The organism is Alteribacillus sp. YIM 98480 (assembly GCF_009765375.1).
Lineage (GTDB): Bacteria > Bacillota > Bacilli > Bacillales > Marinococcaceae > Alteribacillus.
On sequence record NZ_VTOK01000017.1, the window covers coordinates 64,145 to 79,512 of the forward strand.

Genomic DNA, 15,368 nt, shown 5'->3' on the forward strand with positions numbered 1-15,368 from the left:
CGCTATGGAAAAGAGAACCTTTTAACTGGAAAAAAAGAGGAGGAAAGCGAAACATGCCCAAAAAAGAATGGATACTCCTGCTTTTGATATTGGTGCTTGCTATGACAGGTTGTTCAAGTGGATCGGGTACTGCTGAAACCGAGGGCGATTCCATAGAACAAGAGGTAAATAACGAGGGTTCTAGTGAAATTACGATGGAAATAGGCCACACTTTAAGTGCTGAAAGCCCAAGACATGAAATATTAGAGATGTTTAAAGAAGAAGTAGAGGAAAAGACAGACAATGAGATAGCTGTAAATATTTATCCCTCTAATCAATTAGGAGATAACAATCAACTTATGCAGGCTGTGCCTTTAGGAAATGTAGAAGCTGCTGTCCAGCCAACTGCTTTTTTTGGAGGAGTCCAAGAAAAATTAAATATAGTGGACTTGCCTTTTGTATGGAAAGATATGAATCACATCGGGGAAGTCTTAGGTGGGGATACGGGGGAAAAGATATTATCAACTTTAGGTGAAGAAGGAATGGAAGGATTAGCGTTCTGGCCAATTGGAATGAAAGCCATAACTTCTAATGAATCACTGGATACATTTCAAGAACTAAAAGGACAAGATTTTCGCACGATGGGGGCTCCTGTTTTAAATGATACATTTTCTAAGTGGGGGACCAGCCCCACTTCTATTGCTATCCCTGAGCTTTATAGTTCTCTTCAGCAAGGTGTGGTCGATGGGCAAGAGAATGATATAGGCACCATTCATGATCTTAAGTTGCAGGAAGTACAAGAGAATATGATTATATCTAATCATGGTGCTGTGATTGATATATTTTATGTTAATAAGGGTTGGTTTGACAGTTTACCTGATGATTATCAGGATATTTTAAAAAATACGGCTAATTCACTGATGGTAGAGAGAATAGAAAAAGAATTGGCGGTAGTAGAGGAAAAACTAGAAAATATAAAAGCAGGCAGCGAGATTAATATTATAGAAGACTCCGGCTCATTTATAAATGAAATGAAGGAGGGAGCTAAATTAGTAGAACAAAGTTTTATTGAAAAGTTTCCAGATATGCAAGAGGCTTTAGAAGAAATAAAAAAATAAGGAAAGGAATGTAACATAGTCTCTGTGCAGATTCTGTCTTCGCAGAGACTATCTTAACGTTAGTTTTTTCCTTCCTTTTAAACGCTATTTGGTAAAAAGAAGAAAGTTTTCCGGGGTGATCGTGAGGTAGACTCGAATAACTGGTGAGGTGGAAAATGAGAAAAATAAACGTATTTTTGTTTTCTTTTATCAAGATGTTGTATGGACTTATCGGTCTACTTATGCTGCTATCTTTATTCTTGCTATTTTTAAATGTAATTTTAAGAGAAATGGTTAACTTTTCTTTTGTCGGTATTGAAAATATATCTATCTTTTTAATTATGTGGATTGTTTTTATTGGTAGTGGGCTTGTCTTTTGGAATGATGAACATATTTCTATGGATTTTTTATATGATATCCTACCACTACCGCTACGTCCAATAATAAAAATTATTATTGATATATTGGTAATTATAACTTCTTTGTTACTTCTTTATTATGGCAGTCTTATTACGAATCAATTATACCAGTTGAACCAAATGAGTTCTGATGGACTGGTTCCTTTATATATGGTAATGATGAGCATTCCTTTAGGGGCTTTTATTACATTGTTATTTTTTGGTTATAAATTTGTTAAGAGGAAGTGAGGTTAAATAATGACGGGTTTTATACTAATAATGGTTTTTACTTTTCTTTTAATGATGCTAAAGGTACCGATATATATAGCTTTTATTCTTCCATCTTTTTTAGGAATCCTTTTATTTTTAGACGTTCCTGCGATCACAATTATTCAATCCATGTATAGTGCTTTGGATAAATTTGCTTTAATGGCTGTCCCGTATTTTATTTTTGCTGCTGAGATAATGTCAAAAGGAGGTATTGCCCAAAAAATGGTAGACTGGGCGGGTTCCATTGTTGGAAGAGTAAAAGGGGGAATGGGCTTAACAACGGTAGTTGCTTCTAATTTGTTTGGTGCTATGTCAGGATCGAGTCCTGCCACTGTAGCTGCAATGAGTAAAATTGTACATCCACACTTAAAAGACAGTTATGGAGAGCGATTCTCAGCAGGTTTGATTACATCGGTGGGAGCAATTTCCCTGATTATTCCTCCGAGTATAGCTATGATACTTTATGCCATATCTGCGAATGTATCAGTAGGGGATTTATTTATAGCGGGTATAATACCTGGTATAGTAATTGGCTTGTTTTATTTGCTATATATCATTTTCTATGTCAATAAAAATAATATAGAAGAAAAAATTAATATAAATGCAAAAGGCTTCTGGAAAGAAACTAAGGAAGCCGTTTGGGCATTAGGTGTACCTATCATAGTCATTGGTGGGATTTATTCAGGTTTTTTTACGCCAACTGAGTCAGCAGCTGTAGCAGCAGTATATTCGATATTCATCGCCCTATTTATTTATAGAGAAATAAATGTTAAAGATGTGTTCAAAATTGCCATAGATTCAGGTCTTTTAACTGCAAAAATATTTATTATGGTAGCTGCTTCGTCTTTTTTTTCGTATTATCTCTCCATAGAACAGCTCCCGCAGTCGCTTGCAATGTGGGTAGACCAATTAGGCATGTCACCAATATTCCTTTTACTTTTAATAAATGTTCTTCTTCTTTTTATTGGAATGGTAGTAGAGCCGAACTCTGCTATATTGATATTTACACCTCTTTTCTTTCCTATCATTTCAGCTGTTGGAATTGATCCGATTCATTTTGGTATTATAATGACAGTTAACCTAGCAATTGGAATGTACACCCCTCCCTTCGGGCTTAATATTTTTGTAGCTTCAGCTAACTTAAAAATGTCCATCTCTAAACTTGCGCCAGGTTTAGTTCCCTTTATTATAGTTAGTGTTGTTGCTTTATTAGTAATTACTCTATTCCCAGCTTTATCCACATTCTTAGTTCAGTAACAACAAATAATTCAATGTTGAGATATAATCTATCAAATCAAATTCTTTTCAATAATGAAAACCGCATTTCAACAAAGAAATATATTTTCAAATCTGCTTTTGTGAAAACGCTGGAGGTAGAGCCGTTTTAATGTTGGCATAATAATTGCTTTGTTATATAGAAATATGAAAAAAGAGGGTACCTCAAATTATAAGTTTCTAGAATTTGTTTATCATCTAGTCCTTATGACGAAACCCTAACATTTTTCTTATATTATCGACCTGTGAAATTTTATACTTTTTTAACAATAGGAAAGGGAAAGGAGACAACACATTATGGAGGTTAATATTCGTAAAATAGCTTCTTATACGGAAAAAATATTAAAAGAAGGGAATGAATCATTACATAAGCCCTTAAAAATAGCAACTGCCATAGCAGTAATCAAAAATCCATATGCAAATAAGCCCTTTCAACATGATTTAAAAGAGTTCATTGATTCGCATTGTCATGTACTTGGGGAGCTGTTAGCAAAAGATGTAGTTGAGTTGATAGGAGGACAAGTTGAGGCATACGGTAAAGGGGCATTAGTAGGAACTGCGGGAGAAATAGAACATGGTTCAGCTATCATTCATAATTTGAAATTTGGAAACCCTATGAGAAATATAGTGAACGGGAAAAGCTTGTTGCCCTCTGCAGAAAAAAGAGGAGCCACTGGGGCATCGATTGACTTAGCGATAAAACATAAGACAGATGCAACGATTCGTTCTCATCATCAAACCTTTGAAGTTCGAGTGCCAGATGCACCATTGGCTGATGAGATTGTTGTCATGTTTGCAGCAGCTGACGCAGGTCGAGCCCATGCAAGGATTGGAGATTTGCAGGATGATAAAAACACATAAGGTTTGGTATCAGAACCTTTTCAAGCAAACTTATGAAACGAGGGAATAAATTTGAATCGACTGAATTAACCCCTTTGTTTGGCCTCCGTAAAGGATCTAGATTCGCTTGACATGGGTATCGGTTAAGAATGAAGTAACGGCAAAAAGGCAAGTTTTAAGAAAGAACTAGTACGATTTGCCGAGGGACAGTAGCCTATCATGCTTAACTTTTTCATGTAAAGTAATATTTTGTGTCCAACATGTTAGGGGGGGCTAATAAGCGACCGGGAGAAGTTATCCTATTTTTTATTTATTAATTAATAGTAACAATAGATTCTAACTTCTTCTTGGTTGCTATAAATATTTGAAATAGAGGGGACTTCTTTCTATTTTACTATATTTATTTCATACACCGTAGAGTGCGCAAAAGGGTGCCCTGATAAAAGTGATAAACACTTTTAGGGGCACCCTTTTTCTGTCCGTCCCTTTATTGAAAGAGTACAACAAAAGTCAATTTCATCATTGATAGTAAACCAGGGTTTTTAAATTGATCTTCCATGTTGTTCCCTCCCAAATGATTTGTTAGTACTAATGATAATGCGAATGTGTGTGTTTGTCTGTAAGTATGTGAGTAAACTTCACATGGTTTTTTGTTCTACGTCGGACAAGGGGATTGGCGAGTAAAAGGACGTTTTTGGATAGTATTTCGAAAGGAACGGCGAGTATGTCAGCAAAATCGGATAGTATTAGAAATAAAAGGAAACCGCCAGCCGCTATTTATGAAATGAAAAAATCACCATCCTTATCACAGGGGAAAAAGGATTTTTTGCGCTTTGTGATGATTAGAAAAATAAACGATCCTGCTAAAACAAATTGTATATTCGGAGGTTACCTTTATATGACGATGAGCTGATTTATTTAATTGTTGCATTGACTTGAGTAAATTTTAAAAAAATATTGAAAACGCTTTAAAGGAATGGTTTAATATAGTTATAGATGATCACACATCAGATCATTGATCAGTAAAATACACCTCTTTACGGAAGGTGGTGTGCAGGTGAATATAGAGAAGATTTCAAAGAAAAAGGTCTCTGCATTAGTGGCTGAACAGATTGAGAATATGATTGAAGATGGCACATTCCAGCCAGGAGAAAAGCTGCCTTCGATTCGGGAGTTGTGCGAATTATTAGATGTTGGAAGGTCTGCTGTACGGGACGCCCTTCTTACTCTTAATGGCAAAGGCGCCGTTTATATGAAACAAGGAGAAGGAGCATTCATTTGTGAGTTTGACTCAGCGAAGCTTTTTAACCAGACCGCATTGCATGCTGCGACGAAAAATATTAGGGAACTGTTTCAAGTGCGCAAAATTCTGGAAACTGGAACGGCAGAAGCGGCGGCACTTCACCGCTCGGAAGAAGATATAAGGGTTTTAGAAGGCATTCTCAATGATCCTTTAGATGGGTGGGAATCCGATTACCATTTTCATATAACCATTACAAAGGCAACAGGTAATATGATACTTATCCAGCTGATGGAATATATTTCAGCAACGATGAAGCAAGCAATGAAAGATTTCCATTGTCAAATCCGTGAAAACAAGGAAACGGTGGAACGCATAATGAAACAGCACCTATATTTGTTTGAAGCTATTAAAGCAGGAGACGCTGGCAAGGCAAAGCGGGCAATGATCAATCATTTAGATCTCGTGGAAGAGCTGTTGCAGGAAGGATTTTTAGGAGAAACCTCGACAATGGAATAAAGGTTTTCCTTTTTTTCGACAATATTAGAAACTTCGTTGCTTAACAGACAACGATTATAAGGGGATGTCACAATGATCATATCTGATTTAATAAGCGACTTGACATCAATGTTGCCAGATTCACATGTAGAAGAAAAATCGTCGCCAAATCAGTTTTTTGGAAATGACGGCGACATTATAATTTCTCCAAAAACAGAAAACGATATTGCGGCGGTTCTTCATTACGCGAATGAAAATAATAAAAAGATGAATATAGCTGGGAATGGAACGAAGCGAGGCTTTGGCGGAACGGAAAACAAGGCTGACATTCTATTGTCGCTTTCTGATTATAAAGGGATTATTGAACATACGGTTGGCGATATGACGATTACTGTAAAACCAGGCACCCCTTTTCAAGAACTGCAAGACTACCTTTCTACACATAATCAAAAAATTTCACTTGACCCATCTCATCCTGAAGAAGCTACGATTGGCGGAGTTATTGCTGCAAACGACAGCGGCCCTAAACGACTTGGTTACGGGTCGGCGAGAGACCATGTCATTGGCTTAAGAATGGCGTATCCGAATGGAGAAATTATTCGCTCTGGCGGAAAAGTGGTAAAAAATGTTGCAGGTTATGATATGAATAAGCTTTTTGTCGGTTCAATGGGGACACTTGGAGTAGTAACGGAAATTGTTTTAAAGTTAAGGCCTCTCCCAAAGTACGAGAGCTTAATGCTTTTGACATTTGAAAAAGAAAGCAAAGAAGAGATACGTTCGTTTGCCGTACAATTCCTTGATTCGATGATGGAGCCTGTTTCTATGGAGCTGTTAAATCCAGAGCTTGCTGAAAAACTGACCGGGCAAAAAGTCTTAACGCTGGCCATTGCTTTTGAAGACGTAGAAAGCTCTGTTCACTACCAAGAAGAGTTTGTGAAAAATATGAAATCCGGAGCTTCACAAATGACCATTCTCGCCCAGCAAGAAGCAAAAGAATTTTGGAAGCGCTTTAATTATTTGTTTCCAAATGGACAAAGAGAACAAAACGGGCTGGCGGCAGAAGCTGTGGTTAAGGTAGGAGTGAAAAACCTTGATGTTATCCAAATCTTGAAGGAAAGCGATTGGTTAGAAGATGCGCATAATGTTTCGGTTCATGCGCACGGAGGATTAGGACATGGATTATGTCAGGTTCATTTGCAAGGAGCGCAGGACGATATCATCAAAGCTATTGATTCGCTACGTAAAACGGTGAAGCAATTAAACGGTTATGCGGTGATAAAACACTTACCGCTGGCGCTGCGTCAGGTCATAGATGTGTGGGGGGGAAAGCCTTCCTATTTCTTTTTACTAGAAGGCATCAAGACAAAAATTGACCCGAAAAAAACACTTAATCCTAAGCGCTACGTAGGAGGGTTATAGAAGATGAGTATGAAAGAAAAAGATGTCGTTCAAGAGCCGCCATGTACTAGCGAAAGTTTAAGCAATTATTTGTGGAAAGATAAACCAGATGAAGATAAATGGGCTGATTGTGTGCACTGTGGCATGTGTTTAGAGGCCTGTCCAACTTATGAATTGACCGGACAAGAGCAGCATTCCCCGCGCGGACGCGTCCATTTAATTAAATCCGTTGCGGATGGAAAGCTTGAAGTAAACGAACAGTTTATGGACCCGGTATTTGCTTGTTTAGATTGTAAAGCGTGTACCACTGCGTGCCCGGCTGATGTTGATGTTGGTGGTTTAATTGAGGAAGCACGCGGACAAATTCGCCAGGCTATGCCATTAACAGGCTGGAGAGGAGCGGTTAGTAAGTTTTTCCTTCATAGACTTTTCCCGCACCCCGGGCGTCTTCAATCCGCTGGTAATCTATTAAAATTGTATCAAAAGAGCGGTATACAGACTGCTGTACGTAAAACAGGCCTTTTAAAAATGATGCCAGAGCATTTGGCAACGATGGAAACGGTGATGCTGGAAGTAAAACAGTCTGTACGGAAAAAATATCACAAGGAAGAAGTCGTTAAAGCAAAAGGGGAAACAAAAAATGAAGTTGCTTTTTTAACTGGCTGTGTCATGGATGTCATGTTTAGTGACATTAATGATTCCACAGTGAATGTATTAACTCGGAACGGAAACGATGTTGCTATTCCTAAAAAACAAACTTGCTGCGGAGCTCTTCACGTGCATGCCGGTGACCGTGACATGGGAAGAAAGCTCGCCAAGCAAAATATAGAAGCCTTTGAAGACGCAGACACAGTTGTTGCCAATGCAGCCGGCTGCGGCTGTATGTTAACCGAGTACCCTGAATTGTTCCGCGAAGAAGAAATCGAATGGCGTGAGCGGGCAGAAAAATTTGCCGATAAAGTCGTGGACGTTTCTAAATATCTTCATGACAGCGGTTATGAAAAGCCAAAAGCAGAAATAAACACAAAACTGACCTATCATGACGCCTGCCACTTAGCGCACGGACAGGGAGTGCGTCAGGAACCGCGTGATATTCTGCTTGATATACCAGGAGTCGAAATGGTACAGATGCCAAATGCAGACCGCTGCTGCGGCAGTGCAGGAATCTATAACATTACCAATCCGGAAATGGCAGATGGTGTACTGGAAAGTAAAATGGAAAACGTACCAGAAGAAGTCGAAATGATCTCCATGGGTAATCCCGGCTGTATGCTGCAAATGGCCATGGGTGTTGAGAAGTATGGAAGGAATGAAAAAGTTGTCCATACGATTCAGCTTTTAGATTGGGCTTATCAAAAAGAAGATAAGCAAAGGGGGCAGACCTGATGCTGCGAAAAAAAGGATTAAAAACGCATGACAAGCATATAAAAAAATTAGCAGCTATTGTGGGGCCAAAAGAAATTCTTTTTCATAAAGAAGAATTGATTTCCTATGAATCGGATGGATTTACGATTCATAGCCATATGCCAAAAGCAGTAGTATTTCCAACGAATACTGAAGAAGTGGCAGAGGTTGTGAAATACTGCTCGGACAATGATCTTCCTTTTCTTGCAAGAGGAGCAGGTACGGGACTAAGCGGGGGAGCAATCCCGTTAAATGGGGAAGTCATTATAAGTCTCGTTAAAATGAAGCGATTGTTAAGCGTGGATCTTGAAAATCGGCGAGCTGTCGTAGAACCTGGCTATGTGAACTTGAAATTGACGAACTCTATTTCGGATAAGGGTTATTATTACGCACCCGATCCATCAAGCCAGTATTGCTGTACGATAGGCGGTAATGTTGCAGAGAATGCAGGGGGCGCACACTGCCTGAAGTACGGCGTTACAACAAACCATATATTGGGGCTTGAGGTTGTAACTCCAACCGGAAAGATTATGGAAATCGGCCATGACGGTATTCCGGATGCACCAGGCTATGACTTGCTCGGTATTTTAACGGGCTCAGAGGGGACCTTAGGCATTGTTACGAAAATAACGGTACGGATTTTAAAAAACCCGGAAGAAAAACAAACGGTGCTGGCTTATTTTGATGATGTAGCCGATGGAAGTCAGGCTGTATCTGATATCGTATCGGCAGGTATAGTACCGGCTGCTCTTGAAATGATGGATAAAATCGCGATTGAAGGGGTGGAGTCTGCTGCTTTTCCGGTTGGACATCCAAAAGATATTGAAGCGCTGCTCCTGATTGAAGTGGATGGTATTTCAGCTGGTATAAATGAACAGATTAACGAGATTTTGGATGTTTGCAAAAAACGAAATGTCCGCTCTGTTAAGGTGGCCCAAGATGATGAGGAGAGAGCAAAATGGTGGGCAAACCGGAAAACTGGATTTGGAGCGATGGGAACAATTTCTCCGGATTATCTTGTTCAGGACGGCGTTATTCCGAGAAGTACACTGCCGGAAGTGCTCAAGAGAATTGGGGAAATCAGTAAAGAAAGCGGACTGCGGATCGCAAATATCTTCCATGCCGGCGATGGAAACTTGCATCCCCTTATTCTTTTTGACTCGAGAATACCCGGCCAGACCGATAAAGCATTAGAAGCAGGCAGTGCATGCTTGCAGGCATGTGCCGATGCAGGCGGCTCGATTACCGGCGAACACGGAGTAGGTATTGAAAAACGAGAAGAAATGCGCTTTGTATTTTCGGACAAAGAAATTGAAGCGCAGACCGACATTCGAGAAGTATTCAATCCGCACTATTTATTAAACGCAGGAAAGCTGTTTCCTTCGCCAGGACGCTGTGCTGAAGTGAAAAAAGAACTAAAAGCAGCGGAGTAATAAAATACTGCAAAAAGAAAGGAAAATGATCATGAAATTTACTAGGTTTGCCGTAGAATCAGACATCCTTAACGGTGTAGCAGCAGAAGAAGGGATCAAAGAAATTGAAGGAGATATTTTTGGGAACTGGAGCTATACAGGGCGCACGTATTCTCAAAACGACGTGGAATTGCTTGCTCCTATCGAGCCAAACCAAATTATTGGAATTGGGGCAAACTTTGTGACAAAGGCAGAAGACCGTCCGGACATATTACCTGAAATCCCTGTATTTTTCTTTAAACCAACCTCTTCGGTAGTTGGACCGGAGGCAGAAATAGTTATTCCAGACGGTATTGAAGAAGTGAAATTTGAGTCGGAGCTTGCTGTTGTGATTGGAAAAGATACGAAAAACGTGGCAAAAGACGATGCTTTAGATTACGTGTTTGGCTATACAGTTGGAAACGATGTTACAGCTCCGCAATTTTTCCACAAGGATGGTCATTGGATGGTAGGGAAATCATTTGATACATTCACGCCGCTAGGGCCTTTCATCGAGACTGATCTTGATCCATTAAACGTCAACGTAAAATCCAAGCTAGATAGTGTAGAAAAACAAAACAGTTCGACAGATTTAATGATCGTTCCTATTCGGGAAATGATTTCATACTTATCTAGTGTCATGACTTTAAAAAAAGGTGATGTGATTTTGACGGGAAGCCCTGTCGGTGCTGAAATGACAGGGAAAGGAAGTACAATTGAATGTGAGATCAAAGAAATTGGTGTATTAAGAAACAGCTTTGTGAAAGCGAAACGAAGCGCAGCCTCTATATAATAAGCAAAGATCGCGGCCGGTTTGCAAAGTTGCGTTACCTGTGAATCGGCGCGACCTTTTTCCTGTTTTTCTAAACAATAATTCGTCATAATTAGTCAATCCCCCGCATATGACGGATTATTTTATATAAATAGAAAACAAAATATTATGAAAAAGGAAAGAGGGGAAAAGAACATGAGTACTGGGATGCTGGCCTTTTTATCTCTTTTACCAATTATTGTAGTAGCTGTGTTTCTCGTAGGGCTGCGCTGGCCTGCAAGTAAAGCTATGCCGATTTCTTTTGTCGTAGCTGTTATTTTGGCACTGTTTGTTTGGGGCGTGCCGGGTTCAACAGTAGCAGCGGCGTCTGTAAATGGTCTTGTTACGGCAGTTTCTCTGTTGTATATCATTTTTGGAGCAATTTTACTTTTAAACACCTTGCAAGAAAGTGGGGGGCTTAAAACAATTCGTCAGGGATTTACAGATATTTCGCCTGACCGGCGTGTGCAGGTTATTATTATCGCCTGGTTATTTGGTTCATTTATTGAAGGTTCAGCCGGCTTTGGGACCCCGGCTGCTGTAGCGGTCCCTTTATTGGTAGGATTAGGATTTCCTGCTATGGCAGCAGTTGTAGCAGGTATGGTTATCCAAAGTACTCCTGTATCATTTGGGGCAGCGGGGACGCCTATGCTTGTCGGTGTACAGGAAGGGTTAGCTGCTGATGCTTCCATTACAAGCAATTTCCTGGCACTTACTACAGATATTGCAGGAAAAGTAGCTATTCTTCATGCTGTAGCTGGTATGCTGATTCCACTTTTTATGGTAGCCTTGATGACCAGGTTTTTTGGAAAAAATAAATCATTTGCAGAAGGCATTAAAATGTGGAAGTTTGCCCTTTTTGCTTCGGTTTCGATGACGATTCCTTATGTGATTGTTGCGAATGTCCTTGGACCTGAGTTTCCATCTATGATTGGCGGGCTCGTCGGTTTGGCTATCGTTGTAACAGCGGCGAAAAAAGGATTTCTTATGCCGTCAAAAGAAGAGACATGGGATTTTGAAGACAAATCAAAATGGAACCCAGAGTGGATTGGCACTATTGAAATTAAAAACATTGCTCACAAAAGCGGAAACATGAATATGGTGCGCGCCTGGACACCGTATTTGTTAATTGGCGTGTTTCTTGTAATCACAAGGTTGGAAGCGTTACCATTTAATGAGTGGCTCAGTTCTTGGACACTAGGAATGCAAAATCTTTTTGGAACGGAAATTTCAGCAGGTTTTGAACCATTGTTCTCTCCGGGAACCGTATTTATCGTTGTTTCTCTCATTACCTTTTTCATTCACGGCATGAATGGGAATTCCTATAAAAAAGCATGGTCGCATTCTGCTAAAACAATGATTGCTGCATCTGCTGCCTTAATCTTCACAGTTCCTATGGTGCAAGTTTTCTTAAATTCCGGAGGTGGCGCTTCAGGATTTGACAGTATGCCGGTTGAATTAGCAGGAGCGGTTGCTTCGGTAGCAGGAGAATTTTGGCCGTTATTTGGAACGTTCATCGGAGGTATGGGTGCATTTATCGCTGGAAGTAATACGGTAAGTAACATGATGTTTTCTTTGTTCCAGTTTGATGTAGGCTCTCGAATCGGCGTAGATTCTACCTGGATCGTTGCATTGCAAGCTGTTGGTGGGGCGGCCGGAAACATGATTTGTGTGCATAACGTTGTTGCAGCTTGTGCGGTGGTTGGACTGGTTGGAAAAGAAGGGGCCATTATCCGAAAAACCATCTTTCCATTCCTGTACTATGCCCTGTTTACCGGTGCGCTTGGCTACTCCATTGTTTGGTTTGGTGAAAAAGGGATTCTCAACCTCGGTTCTTTTATCGTGCTAGCTATAGCTTTTGCTGCATGCTATATTATCGCAACGAATAACAAACGAGCTCCTGTTATTCCAAAACAAGATAAAACAGTCGGAATGTAAACAAGAAGGGCACAAGTTCTGTTACGGGGCTTGTGTCTTTTTTGTTACTTTAAGAAACCAAAAGGATTGCGATAAGCCGAGTTTTTCTAACACCGATAGGAAAATATAAAATTTTAACATGGACGTCGTCCGAACTTTGAAGAAATCAGTACTAGTGCGAACTAGGCAATCGTCTTTACCTAAAGGTTTGGTGCTAGATTAAGATTTCTTCACGGTTAAAAGAGGTGCTGACGTTTTTATCTAAACAAATGGATGAAGTTGGTTTTGGAAAAAGGAGAATGAAGAAGATATTCGCGAATGATTAACGCTTACATAATGAATGTTTTCGTTTTCATTTCATTATTTCCGTTTTGAGAAGTGGAAAATAAAGGTTCATAATAAAGGTACTCCACATTAAAGGAGGTAATGAAATGAAACGTTTTTTCTCCCATTTGTTTGAAATTATGGACGAAGTCGCTGAATTAAGAAAACAGGCCGACAAAATCTTAGAAGAAAATAGAAAGTAATCTTAATATAGAAATGTTGCCCCTAAATATTATTTTTTCAATCACTTATTTTTCAACACGAAAATTAATAAATAATAGCAGCGGACTCCGGTACTCCCGGGGTCATTTTTTAAAAGGTAAGAAATTATAAATAGTTGGCGTTTTTGATGTCTAGCTTCAGCGCCCAGCCGCTCAGGCGCACACGATAAAGAGGAACTTTTGCTAAAACCGCAAACGTCCTGTCGCAACGCAAAAGTCAACACCTCCTGTGTAAGCCGGTTCAGGTTGGCACAGGACGTCCTGCCACACGATGTGGTGACTTCTACGTTGCACACTCGTCGCCAAAAACGCCACGTCCTGTGGCATTGGCGCCATTAGCACATCCTATGCGTCGACGTGTGTGATCTTAGTAGAAGTTCATTAAAATGAGCTGGACGTCTGATGTCTTCCCTTTCGACTCCGGGCCGCAGGCGACCCTGCGCGAAAGCTCCAGAACCTGTCGCGGGCTCCCAGGATGGGAGTCAGTTCGGCGTTGTCACAGGACGTGACGCTCGTAGCCGAACTTCCTTCTTTTAAGGCGCTTGCGCTTTTCTTATGTTAAGGTCTTCACGTTTGGATTTGGCTTTATTTTCGCGCTTAATGGCTGATTTCAATTCTCTCATTTCTTCTACCGTTCGAAGAGATTCCACTTGAATAATGACTTCTTTTTGGGACGTTGATATGTTCTTGGAGCCGGCCTTTTACTAGGGCTGCAAGTGTTAACCTGTATCATTTTTCTTCACCACATTCTATTTCCTTCCTATTTTTCATGGGAAAATCTTTCATACCTATCCTTCAGGTGAACAAATTCAGATATTCGAAGGCTTGTTTTAGATTCTTGCTAATTGATAAGAAAAATACTAGTTATAAAAGAGACATGAGGGTGAAAAATTGCCCTTCATGTCTCTTTCGCAAGTCCAACTTAATTGCTGCTGTATCGTCTTACACGAAGCGAGGCTTGTTCTTTATGGCCCATAAACCCTTCAAGTTCGCAAAGGCGTTCAGCATACTGCCCAATCTCAGCGCTCGCTTCTTTGGTTGCTTTTTGGTACGTGCAGTTTTTAAGAAACTTACCGACCCAAAGACCGCCAGTGTAGCGTGCAGCTTTTTTCGTTGGCAGGGTGTGGTTTGTACCAATGACTTTATCGCCGTACGCTACGTTTGTTTCTGGTCCTAAAAACAGTGCGCCATAGTTTGATAGATTTTTAAGGAAGTAATCAGGATCTTCCGTAATGACTTCTACATGTTCATATGCCAATTTATCAGCTTCAGTTACAGCTTCTTCTAGGCTGTCTACTAGAATAATAGAACCGTTGTCACGCCAAGCTGCTTCGGCTATATCAGCAGTGGACAGTGATTCCAGCTGACGGGAAATCTCGTCTTCGAGTGATTCGGCAAGTTCTTTAGAAGTTGTAATTAACGCTCCAGGTGAGGTTGGTCCATGTTCAGCCTGTCCTAAAATATCAGTTGCGACCATTTCTACGTCTGCAGATTCGTCAGCGATAACGAGCGTTTCGGTTGGACCGGCAAATAAATCAATGCCGACGCGGCCAAACAGCTGGCGTTTTGCTTCAGCAACAAACGGGTTGCCAGGCCCGACAATCATATCAACCGGATCAATGGTTTCTGTGCCGACAGCCATTGCAGTCATGGCTTGAACCCCGCCAAGAATGTAGATTTCATCTGCACCGGCTAAATGCATGGCTGCGACAGTTGCTGCTGGAATTTCCCCTTGAGAAGGAGGTGTGCAAGCAATGACCCGTTCTACACCAGCTACTTTTGCAGTCAATATACTCATATGAGAAGAAGCCACCATTGGGTAGCGCCCACCCGGAATGTAACAGCCTACACTGTTAACGGGGATGTTTTTATGTCCGAGAATAACTCCTGGTCTTGTTTCTACTTCAATATCTTGAATAGATTCTTTTTGATGTTCAGCAAAGTTTCTAATTTGTTCTTGTGCAAACTTTATATCTTCAATCACTTTATCTGGCACGGAAGCTACAATACTTTCAATTTCAGATTCAGATAGAAGGAAGCTGTCCGGCGTCCATTTGTCAAATCGGTCTGATAGTTCGCGGATTGCCACGTCTCCTCGGTTTTCTACATCTTCAATGATGTTTTTGACGGCGTCTTGTACTTTCGCATCTGCTTCTTGTATTTCTTCTTCACTTTTTCCTTTTTTTAAAAAAACAGCCATGTGTGTTCACTCCTTATGTTATTTCACAATATCTGTGAATACGTA

At 40.3% G+C, this 15,368-nt stretch carries 11 protein-coding genes; 10 read left to right on the plus strand and 1 reads right to left on the minus strand.

All coding sequences use genetic code 11. The features are described from left to right. Window positions 1–53: 53 nt before the first annotated feature. The 10 genes from FZF09_RS18755 to FZF09_RS18800 all read left to right on the plus strand — a co-directional run bounded on the left by FZF09_RS18755 (window position 54) and on the right by FZF09_RS18800 (window position 12,599). Window positions 54–1,097, plus strand: coding sequence for a TRAP transporter substrate-binding protein (locus FZF09_RS18755; protein ID WP_158738121.1), 1,044 nt, complete (start codon window positions 54–56; stop codon window positions 1,095–1,097). Between the two features lie 155 nt (window positions 1,098–1,252). Further along, on the plus strand, window positions 1,253–1,723 hold the full coding sequence (locus FZF09_RS18760; RefSeq protein ID WP_158738122.1) for a TRAP transporter small permease: 471 nt from the start codon (window positions 1,253–1,255) through the stop codon (window positions 1,721–1,723). Between the two features lie 9 nt (window positions 1,724–1,732). After that, window positions 1,733–3,001: a TRAP transporter large permease gene (locus FZF09_RS18765; RefSeq protein WP_158738123.1), complete on the plus strand. Its 1,269-nt coding sequence runs from the start codon at window positions 1,733–1,735 to the stop codon at window positions 2,999–3,001. A 315-nt stretch (window positions 3,002–3,316) separates the two neighbouring features. Further along, window positions 3,317–3,880 carry an amino acid synthesis family protein gene (locus FZF09_RS18770; protein ID WP_158738124.1) on the plus strand — a complete coding sequence of 188 codons (564 nt, stop codon included), beginning with the start codon at window positions 3,317–3,319 and terminating at the stop codon, window positions 3,878–3,880. Window positions 3,881–4,916: 1,036 nt separating this feature from the next. After that, a complete protein-coding gene (locus tag FZF09_RS18775) occupies window positions 4,917–5,618 on the plus strand; it encodes a FadR/GntR family transcriptional regulator (RefSeq protein WP_158738125.1) in 702 nt (233 codons plus the stop codon). A 72-nt stretch (window positions 5,619–5,690) separates the two neighbouring features. After that, a complete protein-coding gene (locus tag FZF09_RS18780) occupies window positions 5,691–7,016 on the plus strand; it encodes an FAD-binding oxidoreductase (RefSeq protein ID WP_158738126.1) in 1,326 nt (441 codons plus the stop codon). Between the two features lie 3 nt (window positions 7,017–7,019). Further along, window positions 7,020–8,381: a (Fe-S)-binding protein gene (locus tag FZF09_RS18785; RefSeq protein WP_158738127.1), complete on the plus strand. Its 1,362-nt coding sequence runs from the start codon at window positions 7,020–7,022 to the stop codon at window positions 8,379–8,381. Beyond that, entirely contained in the window at window positions 8,381–9,832 is a 1,452-nt protein-coding gene (locus tag FZF09_RS18790) for an FAD-binding oxidoreductase (protein WP_158738128.1), read from the plus strand. Before FZF09_RS18785 ends, FZF09_RS18790 begins: the two co-directional genes overlap by 1 nt. 31 nt (window positions 9,833–9,863) lie before the next feature. Continuing rightward, on the plus strand, window positions 9,864–10,643 hold the full coding sequence (locus FZF09_RS18795; protein WP_158738129.1) for a fumarylacetoacetate hydrolase family protein: 780 nt from the start codon (window positions 9,864–9,866) through the stop codon (window positions 10,641–10,643). Window positions 10,644–10,817: 174 nt separating this feature from the next. After that, window positions 10,818–12,599, plus strand: a complete 1,782-nt coding sequence (locus FZF09_RS18800) for an L-lactate permease (RefSeq protein ID WP_158738130.1) — start codon at window positions 10,818–10,820, stop codon at window positions 12,597–12,599. A gap of 1,446 nt (window positions 12,600–14,045) precedes the next feature. Here FZF09_RS18800 and hisD read toward each other — a convergent pair. Continuing rightward, window positions 14,046–15,323, minus strand: a complete 1,278-nt coding sequence (gene hisD, locus FZF09_RS18805; RefSeq protein ID WP_158738131.1) for a histidinol dehydrogenase — start codon at window positions 15,321–15,323, stop codon at window positions 14,046–14,048. Window positions 15,324–15,368: the final 45 nt, after the last annotated feature.

Coding starts and splice junctions, on each gene's coding strand:
- FZF09_RS18755 (WP_158738121.1), top strand. CDS start 54: ATGCCCAAAAAAGAATGGATACTCCTGCTTTTGATATTGGTGCTTGCT.
- FZF09_RS18760 (WP_158738122.1), top strand. CDS start 1,253: ATGAGAAAAATAAACGTATTTTTGTTTTCTTTTATCAAGATGTTGTAT.
- FZF09_RS18765 (WP_158738123.1), top strand. CDS start 1,733: ATGACGGGTTTTATACTAATAATGGTTTTTACTTTTCTTTTAATGATG.
- FZF09_RS18770 (WP_158738124.1), top strand. CDS start 3,317: ATGGAGGTTAATATTCGTAAAATAGCTTCTTATACGGAAAAAATATTA.
- FZF09_RS18780 (WP_158738126.1), top strand. CDS start 5,691: ATGATCATATCTGATTTAATAAGCGACTTGACATCAATGTTGCCAGAT.
- FZF09_RS18785 (WP_158738127.1), top strand. CDS start 7,020: ATGAGTATGAAAGAAAAAGATGTCGTTCAAGAGCCGCCATGTACTAGC.
- FZF09_RS18790 (WP_158738128.1), top strand. CDS start 8,381: ATGCTGCGAAAAAAAGGATTAAAAACGCATGACAAGCATATAAAAAAA.
- FZF09_RS18795 (WP_158738129.1), top strand. CDS start 9,864: ATGAAATTTACTAGGTTTGCCGTAGAATCAGACATCCTTAACGGTGTA.
- FZF09_RS18800 (WP_158738130.1), top strand. CDS start 10,818: ATGAGTACTGGGATGCTGGCCTTTTTATCTCTTTTACCAATTATTGTA.
- hisD (WP_158738131.1), bottom strand. CDS start 15,323: ATGGCTGTTTTTTTAAAAAAAGGAAAAAGTGAAGAAGAAATACAAGAA.